The organism is Microcoleus sp. PH2017_28_MFU_U_A (assembly GCF_020738035.1).
Classification (GTDB): Bacteria; Cyanobacteriota; Cyanobacteriia; order Cyanobacteriales; family Microcoleaceae; genus Microcoleus.
The window spans coordinates 1-13529 of the sequence record NZ_JAEQCX010000083.1 but is presented as its reverse complement, the minus strand read 5'-3'; the positions used below and the strand labels follow the sequence as shown (position 1 = coordinate 13529).

Annotated in this window: 11 protein-coding genes and 2 pseudogenes; 7 read left to right on the top strand and 6 right to left on the bottom strand. The window is 41.7% G+C overall.

Translation table 11 applies throughout. The features are described 5' to 3' along the window. Positions 1–3 precede the first annotated feature (3 nt). Genes JGK14_RS20815 through JGK14_RS20805 form a run of 3 tightly spaced genes read right to left on the bottom strand, consistent with a single transcriptional unit; the run spans position 4 to position 5501 of the window. On the bottom strand, positions 4–2337 hold the full coding sequence (locus JGK14_RS20815; protein ID WP_325315426.1) for a CHASE2 domain-containing protein: 2334 nt from the start codon (positions 2335–2337) through the stop codon (positions 4–6). A 29-nt stretch (positions 2338–2366) separates the two neighbouring features. Beyond that, positions 2367–3842 carry a DUF1822 family protein gene (locus JGK14_RS20810; RefSeq protein ID WP_293242858.1) on the bottom strand — a complete coding sequence of 492 codons (1476 nt, stop codon included), beginning with the start codon at positions 3840–3842 and terminating at the stop codon, positions 2367–2369. Positions 3843–3845: 3 nt separating this feature from the next. Beyond that, positions 3846–5501, bottom strand: coding sequence for a hypothetical protein (locus JGK14_RS20805; RefSeq protein WP_293242856.1), 1656 nt, complete (start codon positions 5499–5501; stop codon positions 3846–3848). An 82-nt stretch (positions 5502–5583) separates the two neighbouring features. On the opposite strand from JGK14_RS20805, the gene JGK14_RS20800 reads away from it, so the two are divergent. Further along, entirely contained in the window at positions 5584–5859 is a 276-nt protein-coding gene (locus tag JGK14_RS20800) for a hypothetical protein (protein WP_293211877.1), read from the top strand. A 469-nt stretch (positions 5860–6328) separates the two neighbouring features. Here JGK14_RS20800 and JGK14_RS20795 read toward each other — a convergent pair whose 3' ends face one another. After that, the gene (locus tag JGK14_RS20795; RefSeq protein ID WP_293211879.1) at positions 6329–6469 is read right to left on the bottom strand and encodes a hypothetical protein; all 141 of its coding nucleotides are present in this window, start codon (positions 6467–6469) and stop codon (positions 6329–6331) included. A 61-nt stretch (positions 6470–6530) separates the two neighbouring features. On the opposite strand from JGK14_RS20795, the gene JGK14_RS20790 reads away from it, so the two are divergent. After that, positions 6531–6947, top strand: coding sequence for a GNAT family N-acetyltransferase (locus JGK14_RS20790; RefSeq protein ID WP_293182976.1), 417 nt, complete (start codon positions 6531–6533; stop codon positions 6945–6947). 28 nt (positions 6948–6975) lie between these two features. On the opposite strand, the pseudogene JGK14_RS20785 reads toward JGK14_RS20790, so the two are convergent. Further along, positions 6976–8572, bottom strand: a pseudogene (locus tag JGK14_RS20785) (IS1182 family transposase). 124 nt (positions 8573–8696) lie between these two features. Here JGK14_RS20785 and JGK14_RS20780 point away from each other — a divergent pair. The 5 genes and pseudogenes from JGK14_RS20780 (at position 8697) to JGK14_RS34080 (ending at position 11840) form a co-directional block, all read left to right on the top strand. Continuing rightward, positions 8697–9110: a hypothetical protein gene (locus JGK14_RS20780; protein ID WP_293233779.1), complete on the top strand. Its 414-nt coding sequence runs from the start codon at positions 8697–8699 to the stop codon at positions 9108–9110. A gap of 48 nt (positions 9111–9158) precedes the next feature. Further along, positions 9159–10188: pseudogene (locus tag JGK14_RS20775) on the top strand (ISAs1 family transposase); the annotation flags it as partial. A gap of 160 nt (positions 10189–10348) precedes the next feature. Then, on the top strand, positions 10349–10651 hold the full coding sequence (locus JGK14_RS20770) for a hypothetical protein (protein ID WP_293193911.1): 303 nt from the start codon (positions 10349–10351) through the stop codon (positions 10649–10651). A gap of 47 nt (positions 10652–10698) precedes the next feature. Next, entirely contained in the window at positions 10699–11478 is a 780-nt protein-coding gene (locus JGK14_RS20765) for a S66 peptidase family protein (RefSeq protein WP_293193913.1), read from the top strand. Positions 11479–11582: 104 nt separating this feature from the next. Further along, complete coding sequence (locus tag JGK14_RS34080) at positions 11583–11840, top strand: transposase (RefSeq protein WP_363319269.1); 258 nt, start codon at positions 11583–11585, stop codon at positions 11838–11840. Between the two features lie 230 nt (positions 11841–12070). Here JGK14_RS34080 and JGK14_RS20760 read toward each other — a convergent pair whose 3' ends face one another. Then, positions 12071–13261 carry an RNA-guided endonuclease InsQ/TnpB family protein gene (locus JGK14_RS20760; protein ID WP_293182974.1) on the bottom strand — a complete coding sequence of 397 codons (1191 nt, stop codon included), beginning with the start codon at positions 13259–13261 and terminating at the stop codon, positions 12071–12073. Positions 13262–13529: the final 268 nt, after the last annotated feature.

Genomic DNA, 13529 nt, shown 5'->3' with positions numbered 1-13529 from the left:
CTGCTATGAGTCTTTCCTAGCATTGTAGACTATTAAACATCCGCTAGCACCTAACAAAGCAAATCCTGATGGTACGAGGGGTAGCACGCATCCTGATTTCAGCAAGCTAAACCCGCAGCTCCCATATAAAATAATGAGTAGCGCTCCTTGAGCTAATCCTAAATGCAGTCGCGATTGGAGGCGGATAGCGCAAAAACTGCCTACCACAGACCAAAGCAAAATCAAAAAAGTATCACCCCACTGAGGTAAAAACCACATCAGGGGTATGCGATCCTCAACGGCAGTAATAATTTGACTGACCCTCTGAGCTAAAAACATTAAGCTAGGAATCTCTTGGTTGTAAGGTGTGTTATGGTTTGCGTTGTTTCTAGTTGGATCTGTAACACCAATTAAAACAATTTTATCCTTGATATCAGATGGATTGACCTGCTCGTTGAGAATTTGCATCAGAGTTACTCGCTCAGCAATGTCAATGAGCGATCGGCGCGATCGATAATTCAAGATTATTTGAAATCCACCTAAGTTTTCTTTTTGATAAAAACCTCGATCTGTTTCTAAATTTTTGAAATCAGTTTTGCCGATTTTCCAATAATTTTCTCGAAACTCGACTGGCAGCTTGGAACTCCGATCGGCAGTATTATTCGGTTGGTTTTGCAAATAGTGTAAAGCTAGTTGAAAACTTAGCGAAGATGAGGTTTTGCACTGAGAAGACGGGTAGGGCTTCATAGCCAATAAATGTCTCCGGATCGCGCGATCGGAATCTTCTACAATATCCCCAAATCCAGGTCGAGCGTCGGGCAGACCGGGAGGCGGTGCAACCCCTTCTAGAAATTTATCCCAAGGAAACATACATATAGGAATTACCCGCTCGTGCTGCTGTAAGTATTTAATTAAATCATCACGTCCTTGTGCTTGTGGAACATCTCTATAAATATCCAAGCCAATAGTTCGCGGTTGGTGCTTATTTAATTTTTCTAAAACCCGAACTATTGTTTGATCGTGTAAGGGATATTCATTATTTAATTGCTTAAAATCATCGGCAGTAACTTCAACAATTAATAAGCGGGAATCCAGCCCTTTATCCGGCATTATCTGTGCGAGTCGATCGAAAGCTGTTTTTTCTAAAGGTTCTAACAATCCTAGCGATCGCACTCCCACGACTGTGCCTGTGACTAACACGCTAGCTACCAATACAGTCCGAAGGTTGCGCCAAATCGAAACACGCTGACGCTCTTCCTCATTTCCCTTCAGCAACTCATCCCAACTTGGAGGCTCAACAGCAGGGTGTTCGTAAACCATCGGCAGCCAACTAGCACAGGGATAATCACCATCCATCATCCCGTGTAGGCTTTCTCGCGCCTTCCTAACAGAGTCCCGCAAAGGCTTCTTTTCTCTAGCAAATGCCTCTAGAAAATATTCCAAAAACTTCTGAGCGACTTCATCCGGCACTCGCTCTCGCATGGCAATTACAGCAGGAATTTGCAGCGAAGCTAGTTCGTTGACTAATCCCATGCCGTCACAAGAATTAAAAATTGCTAATTTCAACCCGTGCTTAATCGCATTTTGTAAACCATACTTTAAATCTTCAATTGCTATGCTTTCAGTTTCACTGAGAGCAAGCTTGCCCTGGCTGTAATCTGAATTGCTAGAGCTATGACCTGCGAAAAATAAAATGTCCCAATTGCGCTTCCATAACTGTTCGTTGAGCTGGGTGCTGCGAATAGCTATTACAGCCTCTATCTCGGCATCCCTTTCAATTAACGATTTCCAATACTCTAAATCTGCCTGAAGGTTTATGTCTGTATGTCCTCCCAAAACTACCAGAATTCTGACCTTATTTTTAGAGTTAGTTGGTTGGTAATTACCAAGTGTATTAGTTAACCTGCTGAAACTAGGCTCAATTTTCAATTCGTCAAGTTTATCCCAGAGGTGCCAAGGCAAACCCCAGAAATAAATATCATCTGTTTGAATCATCAATCTGACATTGCCTTTCTCAGCACTCAATACTTGTAATAACTTATCCCTGACAGACTGAAAAAGACTGTCCCCAGAATTCAACCAAGTATTAATACGCGCCTTCACTTGAACCGCTAATTCTTGAACCGAACTTTTGGTAATTTGCCCTTTTTTATGTTCTAATTTGCGATAACAACCAAAACCGCGTACAGTCCGCTCTAATCGCAAATCCTCATAGGCTTTCAGAAAATCTTTAGCCGGTGGCAACCGCCCCCTACTTTCAGCCATAGCCGAGTGAATGCTATCGCCAATTCTTAGGGCGACAGGATAGCGCTGCTCGCTGTCAACATCCCCTATTTCCAAGATTACGAGTTTGCTCATAGCTTTTGACCTTCCAAATACCGATCGAGTTAAATAGTAAAATCTTCTGTGACGCTAACTTGCTGCAAAGCAACCTTCACCTGAAAATAATCGCCGAGATCCGCCGTAAATTCATATTCAAGGCTATCATTAACCATATCCGTGCGTTCTTCCCCGAAAATTTCGCCTCCTTCATCTAAGACAAGAAGTTCGAGATTTGGTGGCAGAGTTTGCGATCGCACGGGGCTTACTCGCAAGTGAACGTTCGTTTTATCGCTTCCTTCCGGAAACAGCGTCACTACCAGCACGACGCGCTCGGTATCAAGTCGCATTTCCAAATTAATAATCTTACCAACTCTCAAACCCGCACTGGCATTTTTAGGGTCAATTTTTCCCAAACTCACAGCCGCTTGACGGCGCAAGATATCATCTTGAGTTGTTTGTAACAAATCAGTCAATGCTGCGATCGCCTCCGCATTTCCCGGTTCGACGCGACCTAATAATTCGGCGACCCGCCATTGATTCCCTTTATTGCGCTTATCCTTCAACAGTTCGATCACTGTGGGAATTTTATTCTGGGTGCTAGAATAACCATCCCTATACCGCTGATTTCCTTCTAGAGCATAAACAAAATTAGGTTCTAAAATTCCTAATTTTTCTGTTATTTCTTCCACAGTCTGCCACCCTTCTTGCAAATAATTCTTGACCCGCTGAACTAAATTTTCTCGATCTTGAGTGGAGAAAATTAATCCGCTTGCTACCTCCTTTTTCTCCAAAATCCCTAAACGCTTTCCATACAACAATTGTCTCAATTCATCATTTGCCAAAAATGCAGCCCACTGCTCAAATGTAACTCTCAGTCGGGGAGAATATATTGATGAATCGCTCAAAAGCTGTAATAATTTTGCAGCCTCTCCTTCAGATAAACTTGGCAATGGTGAAACTTCTTGTTGCAAGTTTAACCCAAAAGTAAGTTGCATCACCGTAAGGGATTCTGTTAACTCCTCGATCGCTAAACAATAAGTCCGATCGCCCGCATTGTATCTGCCGTCATTCTTTAGCTGGCGGTGCGTCGCAAAGCCGCATAACTCTATCCAACACTCACCATCATCCCCATCTAAATTCACTTGTACGGGGAGATAATAGTCAGCACTCCAGTTAGGAATATCCACCCATTCCTGCGGTACGCAAAACTCTTCTAACTCTCCCTCATCACTGGGAATTAACACCAACCTAGTCTCGCCAATTTGAAATGCAGTACCATTCACCACTTCCCAAATACTAGCAATATCCTGACCGTGCCAGACTGAAGGTTGAGGGAATGCTTCTTCTGCCAGCCATTCCGATAACCAGTTCAAGAATGTTTTTAAACAAACACCATTGAGATAAGCATTGTAGCGCGAAATCGGATTAGAATGATGTTGGGCTTGGTGCCATACAAATTCTCGATCGGCTTCGTTAATTGTCAATTGCAAACGGTCAGACTCATGAAAAGCAAGAGGTTGTAATTGGTTGAATTCAAACATTTTTTATTCTCCTTTTTTAAAAGTAGTTAAAGTTTCCAGGAATTGTTGAACGATCGCATCAATAACTTGAGAGCTAACTTCGCAATTTATCGATAAATTCAGAGCGCGACAAGCAGCTAAAAATCGAGGTTTATAAAACTGCACTAGCCATTTTTCGACATACTCCGTCTCCCAAACATTCAGCAATTTTATCAATTTTGCCAGTAATTTATGCTGGGCTTTAGAGATTGTAGCAGCTAGCTCTAATAAATTCATGCCCAGCCGATCGGCAATGTTTTCTTCTGCTAGCTCCTGGCCGTACCGCAGCCGCAAAACTTCTTGCTGTTGAGAGTCAAGTTCCCCGATCGCTTGAACTAATGCGGCTGGTATGTACTCGGATGTATGGGGCGCACGGAAGTCTTTCTTCAGCCATCCAACTACATACTCAGCAACCCATTGATGGGGTTCGGACAAGTTTCCCAATGTTTCTAATAGTTGAATTTTCATTCTTTTGAGTTTTCTCGAAATAGATGTTTGGTCTACCCCTAGTCGAATTTCTAGTTCTTTTTGCTTGAATCCGGCACCGTAATAAAGTAATAGTATTTTATGCTGCTCTGGTTGAAAAGTTTCTAACTTTTCGCGAAAAGCCGAGTCAAGTAGGCGGTAATTTTTCCATGCTTGGTTATCCGTACTTTCTATTTCATAGATAGGTGGTTTTCCCACATCTGGTTCACCCAACAATTTGTCACGTTCTCCCTCTGGAAGCTCTTCTAAATATTGTGGATAATTGATGAAATTGGGGTAATTTTGTAACGCAAGAATGCACCTTTTCATCCAATCTTGCATTTTCTCTGCGCTGATGTTTCCTCCCGCCGAGACTTCATGTGGCGCTGAAGGCAGAAACTTTTCTGCATTGTAACATTTCGCTGCTGCCTGAAAATCTTCAATGTCAGCATCCAGCCATTTTTGCCCTCTTTGCCGAATTGCAGGATTATTAACCTTATTAAAGTAATAAACTTGTTTAAAGTATTTCCGTGCAAATTTAATTTGAGAAATATCGGGTTCTCGATATCCAGCTCTTTCCAGAGCTTGCTGAAGATCTGGATCGCTTTTTTTAGCTAGCAGCCGCCAGCGCGAGAACTTACCGATACCTAATTCAGATCTGATAAATTTTATTAAACTTTGCTTAACGTATGTATCTAAAGAGGTCTGATGAGAAATATTATAGGACTTTAAAAGCCTCAAAAGATTGTCAAAATTGTAAATAAAAACGCGAGGACAGTAGAGATATTCCTCCCAAGGGCGAACTTTTGACTGCGACCATACTTCAATAGCAGCATAGTAGCAGCTTTTTTCAAAGTAACTAGCTAAGTGTTCTAAAGCTAGTCTTTTCCTATTGTTTGGTTCCCAGTTTTCGGCAATCTGCGATGGAGCATCAATCGCTATCTGCCTCCAAAATTCGGCTATATTTTTACTTCGTTCGGGCTGGCTGCACAACTGTGAAAGTTCCTGATTTCGTTCTTGGTATAACTCAAAGTTGCGTTTCAGTTCCGCAGAATTTTGCCACCGAATCGCAGAGCGACTGTTGTAGCTTGCCAGCACGAAATACGTAAAAAAACTCTCGCCGTTATCTCGACGATAGGGCAATTTGGGCATACTTTCCTGAGAAGGGTTGGGCATCTTAGCTGATTCTCGAATAACAACAAAGGAAAAATTGATCCGGGATTTTTTAGTTGAAACTTGACTTGCCTAGTTGGAAGCTATGCCTGAGCTCGGGCAGCTACTCCATCGCAGACTGTTCGCCGGTAAGGGGTTGGAGATGCTGCTGGGTGGCAGCAGGAAAGGTGCGATCGATTTGAGCATAGAGGCTGCAAGAGAACTGGGGTTGGAGATGTTGCTGGGTGGCAGCAGAAAAGGTGCGATCGATTTGAGCATAGAGGCTGCAAGAGAACTTTGGAAGCTTACTACTTACTTATTGGCACCGCCAGCCGACAATTATGCAGGTGGCTTTGAGTTGGAGACGCAGAATTGTTTCTGAGGAAGGCACTAGGACATCAGTCCAGTAGAACCTGCTGCATTAGGTCCCAACGAATTTTTTGTCGAGCGTCGAACGCTGAAACAACCTTTTTTCGTTGAGAATCATTCTACTGGACTGGCGTTCCAGCAGTGTATCTATTGCTTGCCCCCGTGCTGAGGCTGAAAGTGGGGCTGGTGTCTAACTCTTGAGACATAACTGCTTGAGTTGGAGTTACGACAGGCGAACTTCCCGACGCTTTTCTCCAAAAGTGGGGCGCTAGATCTCACAGGTAGTCCCAGAAGAGCTAGCTGATTGCCTCGGTTATTGCATTGTCCTGCGATCGACCGCGATCGCCCTTCGGTTCAGGATCGCGATCGTCTCTAGCCGCCAGCTAGCTCGATCGCTCTTGCTTATTCGTCTCTTGCTTGTTCAATTGAACGACTATCGAGCAATTTGCAGAAATTTGCAGACATAATTTTGAACATTTTAGCTAAAAAATAGCCTCAACTTCAGAGATAAATTTACGCTGATTGTCTAAGATGTTGATAACTACGAAAATTGCCGATCGCACAAATTTATTTGCATATTTTTGAACTATGGCATTTCTTTTCTGTAGATTACTATCTGGCATTGCCCTATTCTGGAAACACAAATGTCAGGACGTGAAATCTCAAACTGTATGGAGATAAGGGATGAAAGACACTTTGGACATAAAAGTCCGCAGAGGTGAGGTATCAGATGGAGAAATCCTGTGCTACTTGATTAACGCTTTAGCAGATAATCAAGCATTGCCAAGGCCTGATCCTGAAGCACGTCTTCGCCTGAAATTTCAGGCTTTTGACCCCTCCGCATCTTTTAATACGTGGTTAGCGGAAGTTGATGGTAAACCAGTTGGTTATGCTGTAACATTCTACACCTATTCCACTGTTTTAGCCTTACCATCCTTACATTTAGAAGATATTTTTGTGTTGCCGGAGTATCGCTTACTTGGAGTAGGAAAAGCGCTGTTTGCTCATTGCGCCAAGATAGCGCTGGAACGGAACTGCGGTCGAATCGAGTGGCTAGTATTGCACTCGAACACGCCAGCTAGGGCGTCGGTTCAGTATTAGGAGTTGACAAAAAAAGGACTTTATGAAATTAGCCAGTGCATGAGTTCGACTCTATGCCTGGTGTAATTGGCCGAACCTTATCCATTCGAGCAATGACATGAAGATTATGGACAACAGCGACTCGCCGTAGATCGAAGAGATTTTTCCGCAGTCCAATATAGCGAGCACGGTTCCCCTGCCAATGCCCAATATGAGCCAGAGAGTGTTCAACTGTAGTACGTTTTCTTAAGTCTATTCGACCAATAGCAGTGGATTGACGCGCTCGCAACTCTTGCATTAAGGCTTCATCAGGATGAATTGATACAGTCCGTCCTCTTTTACTATTCGTGCAACCAGCTCTGTGAGGACAAATTGCACATTCATTCTGAGGAAAATGAACAATCTTTCCGGGTTCAAATGGGATACTTACCTGATTGGGACAGCTAATTAAATGCGTATCCCAGTCAAGAAAAAAAGAATTTTTATCAAACCGTCCAGAATTTTTGACCGGCCACGCCTTGCAAAATATCTGTAATTTATCATCCCGTTGTGTCACCCAATGACTGGATAAATAAGCCCGATCAATATGTAACTCAGCTAGGTGAATATTTTGAAATTTTAAGTCACGTTCTAGGTCAATTGTAGCAGCAGATTCTGGAGTATTGGCGCGTGTCAACGCCACCGCACAAACTACACCACTCTCTAAATCTTTGAGGATGTGGCGTTTATATCCATCTATTTTCTTAGACTTGCTTTTCCGTCCATGTCGCATATCTGGGTCTTCAATAGAAATGCGACGGTATGAGGCTACTCCTTTGCTTAAACTCGGAACGCCTTGTGAGTCGAAAGTTACATTTTGGGATTTAATCACTCGGGCAACATCCAGAGTCTCTTGGACTACTTCAAATTCATCACTATCAGACTGGCTTTGCATCCATTCTTCCACTGAATCTAAGCTACTTAGGATAATTAAGAGTGCATTTTGACGTTCTCCTGGGTCATCCCAGTTTAAGTTATGTGGCTGTTTTTAAGCTGGAACTATTAAGGATGGGTGCACCTGCTTCCAGGGCAATTTCTGCTGGCTCCCGCCCCTGCACAGCAGCTATCATACTCACCGCCTTACGTAAAGCATGACCCAAGAGATTATATGTATCTTCGACTTTACCGGCTCCCCATAACGGGGAAGAATCTAAAGCCGCTTTGAGTTGACATGAGCCAAACCCACCTTTTTGTTTGGCAATTTCTACGGTGCGGTCAATTAAGCGTTGGTCTAGTTCTTTTTTAATTAAGCGATTTCTGAATCTCACCAAAGTGGCTTTGCTAAAAGGAGGAGTTTCACAATTGAGACAATCAAGAACTAACTGCCAACGTTGATCCATGAGCATTTCTTCAATTACTTCATCATCAGAAATGCCTAAGTAGGCTTGCAGAATAATTGCCAGCGCAATTTGTGCAGGAGGAATTGGGCCCTGACCGACTGTGCTATCTTTGAAAATTGTAGCAAGTTCTTCTTGAAACTCATCATTAAATATGAATGAACGGTTCAGTCGAAGAAAGGTGAATAACTTGGCTCGTTTAATGCGTTTGATAATCAACGCTTCTGTTGCTGAGAGTTCAATTGGAGGATGCCATAAGTGAGGGCGCATAAGGTTTCTTACTTCTTTCTGATTGTGAGAATTTAACAGGCTTTTCAATTCACATATCATTTCCAGTTTTTTTGTCAACTCCTAATACTGAACCGACGCCCTAGGGGTTGAGTGCGGATGTAAGATGCTGGAGTCTGAAAGCAAAGCCTTTGATGAATGTAATGGACAGGGCTGGGCTGCTTTGTGGCGCATATTTATGGACGATCGGGACTTACATAAATTACGTCCTGATTTTGTCCCTAAAATGGAATCTTGGACAGTTGAGTTGGGATCTGCTAATAATGTCAATCGTCAAGATGCCCAACTTTACGCAGATAGAATTATCAACTATCTCTGCCACCGAGGATTTGTTACTGGTAGTCCACAAAAGTTATCTCACCAAATTTATATACCGAGAGGCAAGCTTAATAGTTTGAACATAGCAGATACTAAATATTCTGCTCCTTGTAGTGGTTTCTTTTATCCATCTGTAGAACCTGGAGCCAGGGCGAACGCATCTAAAGTTTATATTAGTATAATATGGTATATTGGAGAATAATTATTGAGTGCCTACAAAACATTTAAGCAGAGTTCGTTTTTATGNNNTGCCGTGATTTGCGGTGCTGATACATGGGTGGATATCGAAAGTTACGGTCGAGCTAAATACGAATGGTTAAAGAAATTTTTAGAATTACCGAATGGCATACCTTCACACGACACAATTGCGCGAGTATTTTCTCGCCTCAAGCCGGAGCAATTCCAGAAATGTTTTTTGAGTTGGATTCAATCTATTAGCTGCTTAAAGGAGAGGAGAAGTAATCGCACTGGATGGCAAAACTCTTCGCCATTCTTACGATCGAGGAGGAGATCAAAAAGCAATTCATATGGTCAGTGCTTGGGCCACCAGTCAAAGATTAGTTTTAGGACAAGTTAAGGTTGATAAAAAATCCAATGAGATTACAGCTATTCCGGCTTTACTCAAAGTATTAAAATTAAACGGAAGCATTGTCACAATTGATGCTATGGGCTGTCAGAGGTCAATTGTGAAGTCAATAGTCGAACAAGGAGGAGATTACGTAATCACCTTAAAAAAGAACCAGCCATCTCTGTATGCCAGAGTAGAAGAGTTATTTAAACAAGCACTTGCACAAGGATTTTCTGGATTTACACATACAGCTTATTCAACGAAGAAAGAGAGTAATCATGGGCGTTCAGAAATCCGACATCACTTAATTTTAAGTGACATCAAAGAGCTAATCGACCCCGACAATCAATGGGAGAAACTTCACAGTGTAGGCATGATAGAATCCGTGAGAATAGTGAAGAAAAAAACAACTATTGAGACTCGCTATTACATTAGTAGTTCACCAAATAATGCTCAAAAGTTTGGTGAATCAGTCCGCAGCCACTGGGGAATAGAAAATCGTTTACATTGGGTATTAGATGTGGGTTTTCGTGAGGATGATTGTCGGATCAAAAAAGACAATGCTCCGCAAAATTTTGCCGTACTTAGACACATTTCGCTCAATCTTTTGAATCAAGAAAAAACCTCAAAAACTGGAGCAAAGAATAAGCGACTTCGAGCCGGGTGGGATGATGACTATTTGAGTAAGATACTTGCTGTTGCAGTCAACTAAATTCTCACAAATAACTTATTACTAACTATTATACAACTTGTGAACAGTAGTTGTAATATATTTTTATTGTTTCAAAAATAGGACAGGCACAAAAAACACTATTAATCAGTTAGTATTTTCTTACAAAAGTCATTACAAAGCGTGTCTGTAGCTTCTAATAATGGTGAATTTATCTCAAAATATACTCACCACTGGCGAACAGTGTTCAATAAGATGCGTTCCCCCTGAACCTGGAGCCGTTATCGAAGCTGGTGATGAAATCGGAAAAATTGTGTCCTTGAGTAAACTAAAAAAATATGCGAATCGATGTGAATTTCCAGAAAAACTGTATGAGAGCTTAAGCATTAACTTGTATGCACGCAAAAAAGCTTTTGTCTTGAATCGCATAGATTCAGTTATGGTTTTCCAAGGAATGACCTTATTTCAGGTTATGGAAGATTTTGAAACCTGGACTCCTCTTTAACAGAAAGTCTACAGCCGTAATCACTGTGCTTAACAGCCATATTAACTATGCCTCACATTTACGTTTGTTCTTCGTCCAAGCCTATCGATACTAATTTATCTAACCCTACTACTTCCATCGAAACTCTCAATCAATTGGGTTATGATGTCACCTTATCTTCTCACGCACTGGATAAATGGGGTAATATTTCCAGTCCCATTATTACGCGAGTATCAGATTTACAAGAAGGCTTTATTAATCCTCAATATGATGTAGTTATGGCATCTGTAGGAGGCTGGTGTTCTAATGAAATACTCCCACATATAGACTACAAACTAATTGCTAGGTATCCGAAACCTTTTATTGGCATGAGTGACATTACCACTCTATGCTGGAATCTTTGGCAAAAGGCTAACATCCCGACCATTTATGGTCTAAATTTGCGCCATTTTGCTGAAGATACACAACTATCCGAGTTTGGGCAATTTCAAAAAACACTAGCAAGTTCCCAGGAGTTTTCCGGGTTCACGCGAAAGCCAATCCAAGAATTCCAAGTTTACCGTTCAGGACGTATGTCTGGACTTTTAGTAGGAGGTAATTTAGCTGTGATGTGCTGGCTATTAGGTACGGCTTTTGCTCCTGAAATTCCCAACGGAGCAATTTTGTTTTTAGAAGACGACATTGAAACCAACGGCTACTATTGGCAAATGTATTTAACCCATCTCAAGCAAGCTGGTGTATTTGAAAAAATCAGCGGTTTAGTTTTTGGTCAAGTGGATAAGGGTACTGTATTTCAGCCGAAATCGTCCTTTAAAGAGATTTTAGACATTGTTATAGAATCCATTTGATATCTTTTTAGCGATCGCGTAGAATCAAGGCAGAGTAGGTAAATTCAAGTAAATTGGGGCGCAAAATGGGGTATTCAAGCGATTTGACAGACTCATAGTGGGAAATTATCGAGCCATTATTACCCCAGAAAAAGAAAACTAGACCTCTGGTGTGGACAAAGCGACAAATCTTGAATGCCATATTTTATCAGCTCAAAAACGGTTGTAATTGGGCTGACTTGCCCAGAGATCTACCACCATATTCAACTGTTTTCTGGCACTATCAGAATTTGTGCGAAGAGGGTGCTATCGATCAAATTATGACCAAATTACATCAGAAAGCACGCGAACAAGTCAAAAAAAACCAGAGTGGACAACCCTGATCATGATTGACTCTCAAGCGGTGAAAAACACGCTTTTATGCCAGTATTGAGTCGAAAGGGTTTTGTTTTTACAAATGCACAAATGGCATCAAAAGACATCTAGCAGTGGACATATTAGGCTTCCCCTTCTTTACTCACTGCAAATACGGCTAGCGTATCTGACGACCAAGGTTTGATTGAAATGCTCACACTTGACACTCCCCAGCCTAAAGGCGTGGGGATTCTTTAATCTACGAGCCAACTTGCTTAGACAGGATTTCTCCAGCCAAAGTAGAGGTCGATTCTCCCAAAGCGTTGCTTGCGTCAAGCGCAAAGGTTCCGGTATGCCCTACCGTACCCAATCCTCGACTCAGGATATTTCTAGCTGCGTTAAAATCTCTATCCATTACACAACCGCACTTACAAAGATGAGTTCTAGTGGATAGTGTCTTCTTGACAATTGCACCGCAACTAGAGCATTCTTGGCTAGTATACTGCGGATTTACCGCCACCGTTACTTTCTCAAATACTTTAGCAAAGTATTCAATGCAGACCCGAAACTGATACCAAGATGCGTCATTAATAGACTTAGCCAGACAATGATTTTTTACCATATTTTTAATCCTCAAGTCTTCGTAAGCTATCAAGTCGTTAGACTGAACTACGCACCTTGCAAGTTTGATTGCATGGTCTCTGCGTTGCCTACTTATTTTGAGGTGGCGTTTCCCTAAAATCTGTCTAGCTTTGCCTCTATTTTTTGAACCCTTAACTTTTCTAGAAACACGACGACCAGAACGTTTGAGAACTTTCTCACTTTTTCGGAGGAATTTAGGATTTTCAACCATTACACCGTTTGAATCGGTGTAATATTCCTTCAAACCAACGTCTAATCCGATGGTATTTCCAGAAGGCTCTGTGTTTTCCTTTCGATCGACATCGACACAGAATTGGACATACACGCCGTCTGCACGTTTTACCAATCTTACCCGTTTGATTTGGGTGATTTGATAGAAATGCAAATCCCGTGTTCCCTTTAATTTGAGTTTACCAATCCCTTTTTTGTCGGTAAATTTGATTGACTTCCTGTCATCCGCAAGTTTCCATCCAGTTGATTTATAGTCAACTGAGCGACAGTTTTTCTGAAATTGGGGATACCCTTTTTTCCCGACCAGACCTTTTTTACAGTTGTCATAGAATCGGGAGATAGCAGACCAGGCTCTTTCGGCACTAGCTTGTCTAGCTTGAGAGTTAAGTTCGTCGGCAAACGGGAAATTTTTAGCCAGCACGGCACAATATTTGTTTAAGTCGTACTTATCTATTTTTCTATTGTCCATCCAATAGCGCAAACAGCTATTGCGGACAAATTGTGCTGTACGAATCGCTTCATCTACTGCTGCAATCTGACTGGATTTTCCGTAAGCTTTGAACTCAAAAACTAGCATGGCTTTGCCTCCTACCTTATGCTAGATCTTTCAGCACAAAATGGGCTGGTATTGTAACAAAGGTTTACAACTAAAGCCGTCCTAAAACCCACATTCCGCAGATATTCGATCGGATTTAATTTCAAAAGAATTCAGAATTCTCAAAACCTCAAATGATTGCAGAGCAATTATTTGAGGCTTTTTTCAGATATAATAATTGGTGCAAGTAGAGCAACCCTTAAAACCATGAAAAAGCCATCTGAAGCTATAAATATCGTAAATTTAGACC

Coding starts and splice junctions, on each gene's coding strand:
- JGK14_RS20815 (WP_325315426.1), bottom strand. CDS start 2,337: ATGAGCAAACTCGTAATCTTGGAAATAGGGGATGTTGACAGCGAGCAG.
- JGK14_RS20780 (WP_293233779.1), top strand. CDS start 8,697: ATGCTGGAGTCTGAAAGCAAAGCCTTTGATGAATGTAATGGACAGGGC.
- JGK14_RS20790 (WP_293182976.1), top strand. CDS start 6,531: ATGAAAGACACTTTGGACATAAAAGTCCGCAGAGGTGAGGTATCAGAT.
- JGK14_RS20805 (WP_293242856.1), bottom strand. CDS start 5,501: ATGCCCAACCCTTCTCAGGAAAGTATGCCCAAATTGCCCTATCGTCGA.
- JGK14_RS20810 (WP_293242858.1), bottom strand. CDS start 3,842: ATGTTTGAATTCAACCAATTACAACCTCTTGCTTTTCATGAGTCTGAC.
- JGK14_RS20800 (WP_293211877.1), top strand. CDS start 5,584: ATGCCTGAGCTCGGGCAGCTACTCCATCGCAGACTGTTCGCCGGTAAG.
- JGK14_RS20770 (WP_293193911.1), top strand. CDS start 10,349: ATGGTGAATTTATCTCAAAATATACTCACCACTGGCGAACAGTGTTCA.
- JGK14_RS20765 (WP_293193913.1), top strand. CDS start 10,699: ATGCCTCACATTTACGTTTGTTCTTCGTCCAAGCCTATCGATACTAAT.
- JGK14_RS20795 (WP_293211879.1), bottom strand. CDS start 6,469: ATGCCAGATAGTAATCTACAGAAAAGAAATGCCATAGTTCAAAAATAT.
- JGK14_RS20760 (WP_293182974.1), bottom strand. CDS start 13,261: ATGCTAGTTTTTGAGTTCAAAGCTTACGGAAAATCCAGTCAGATTGCA.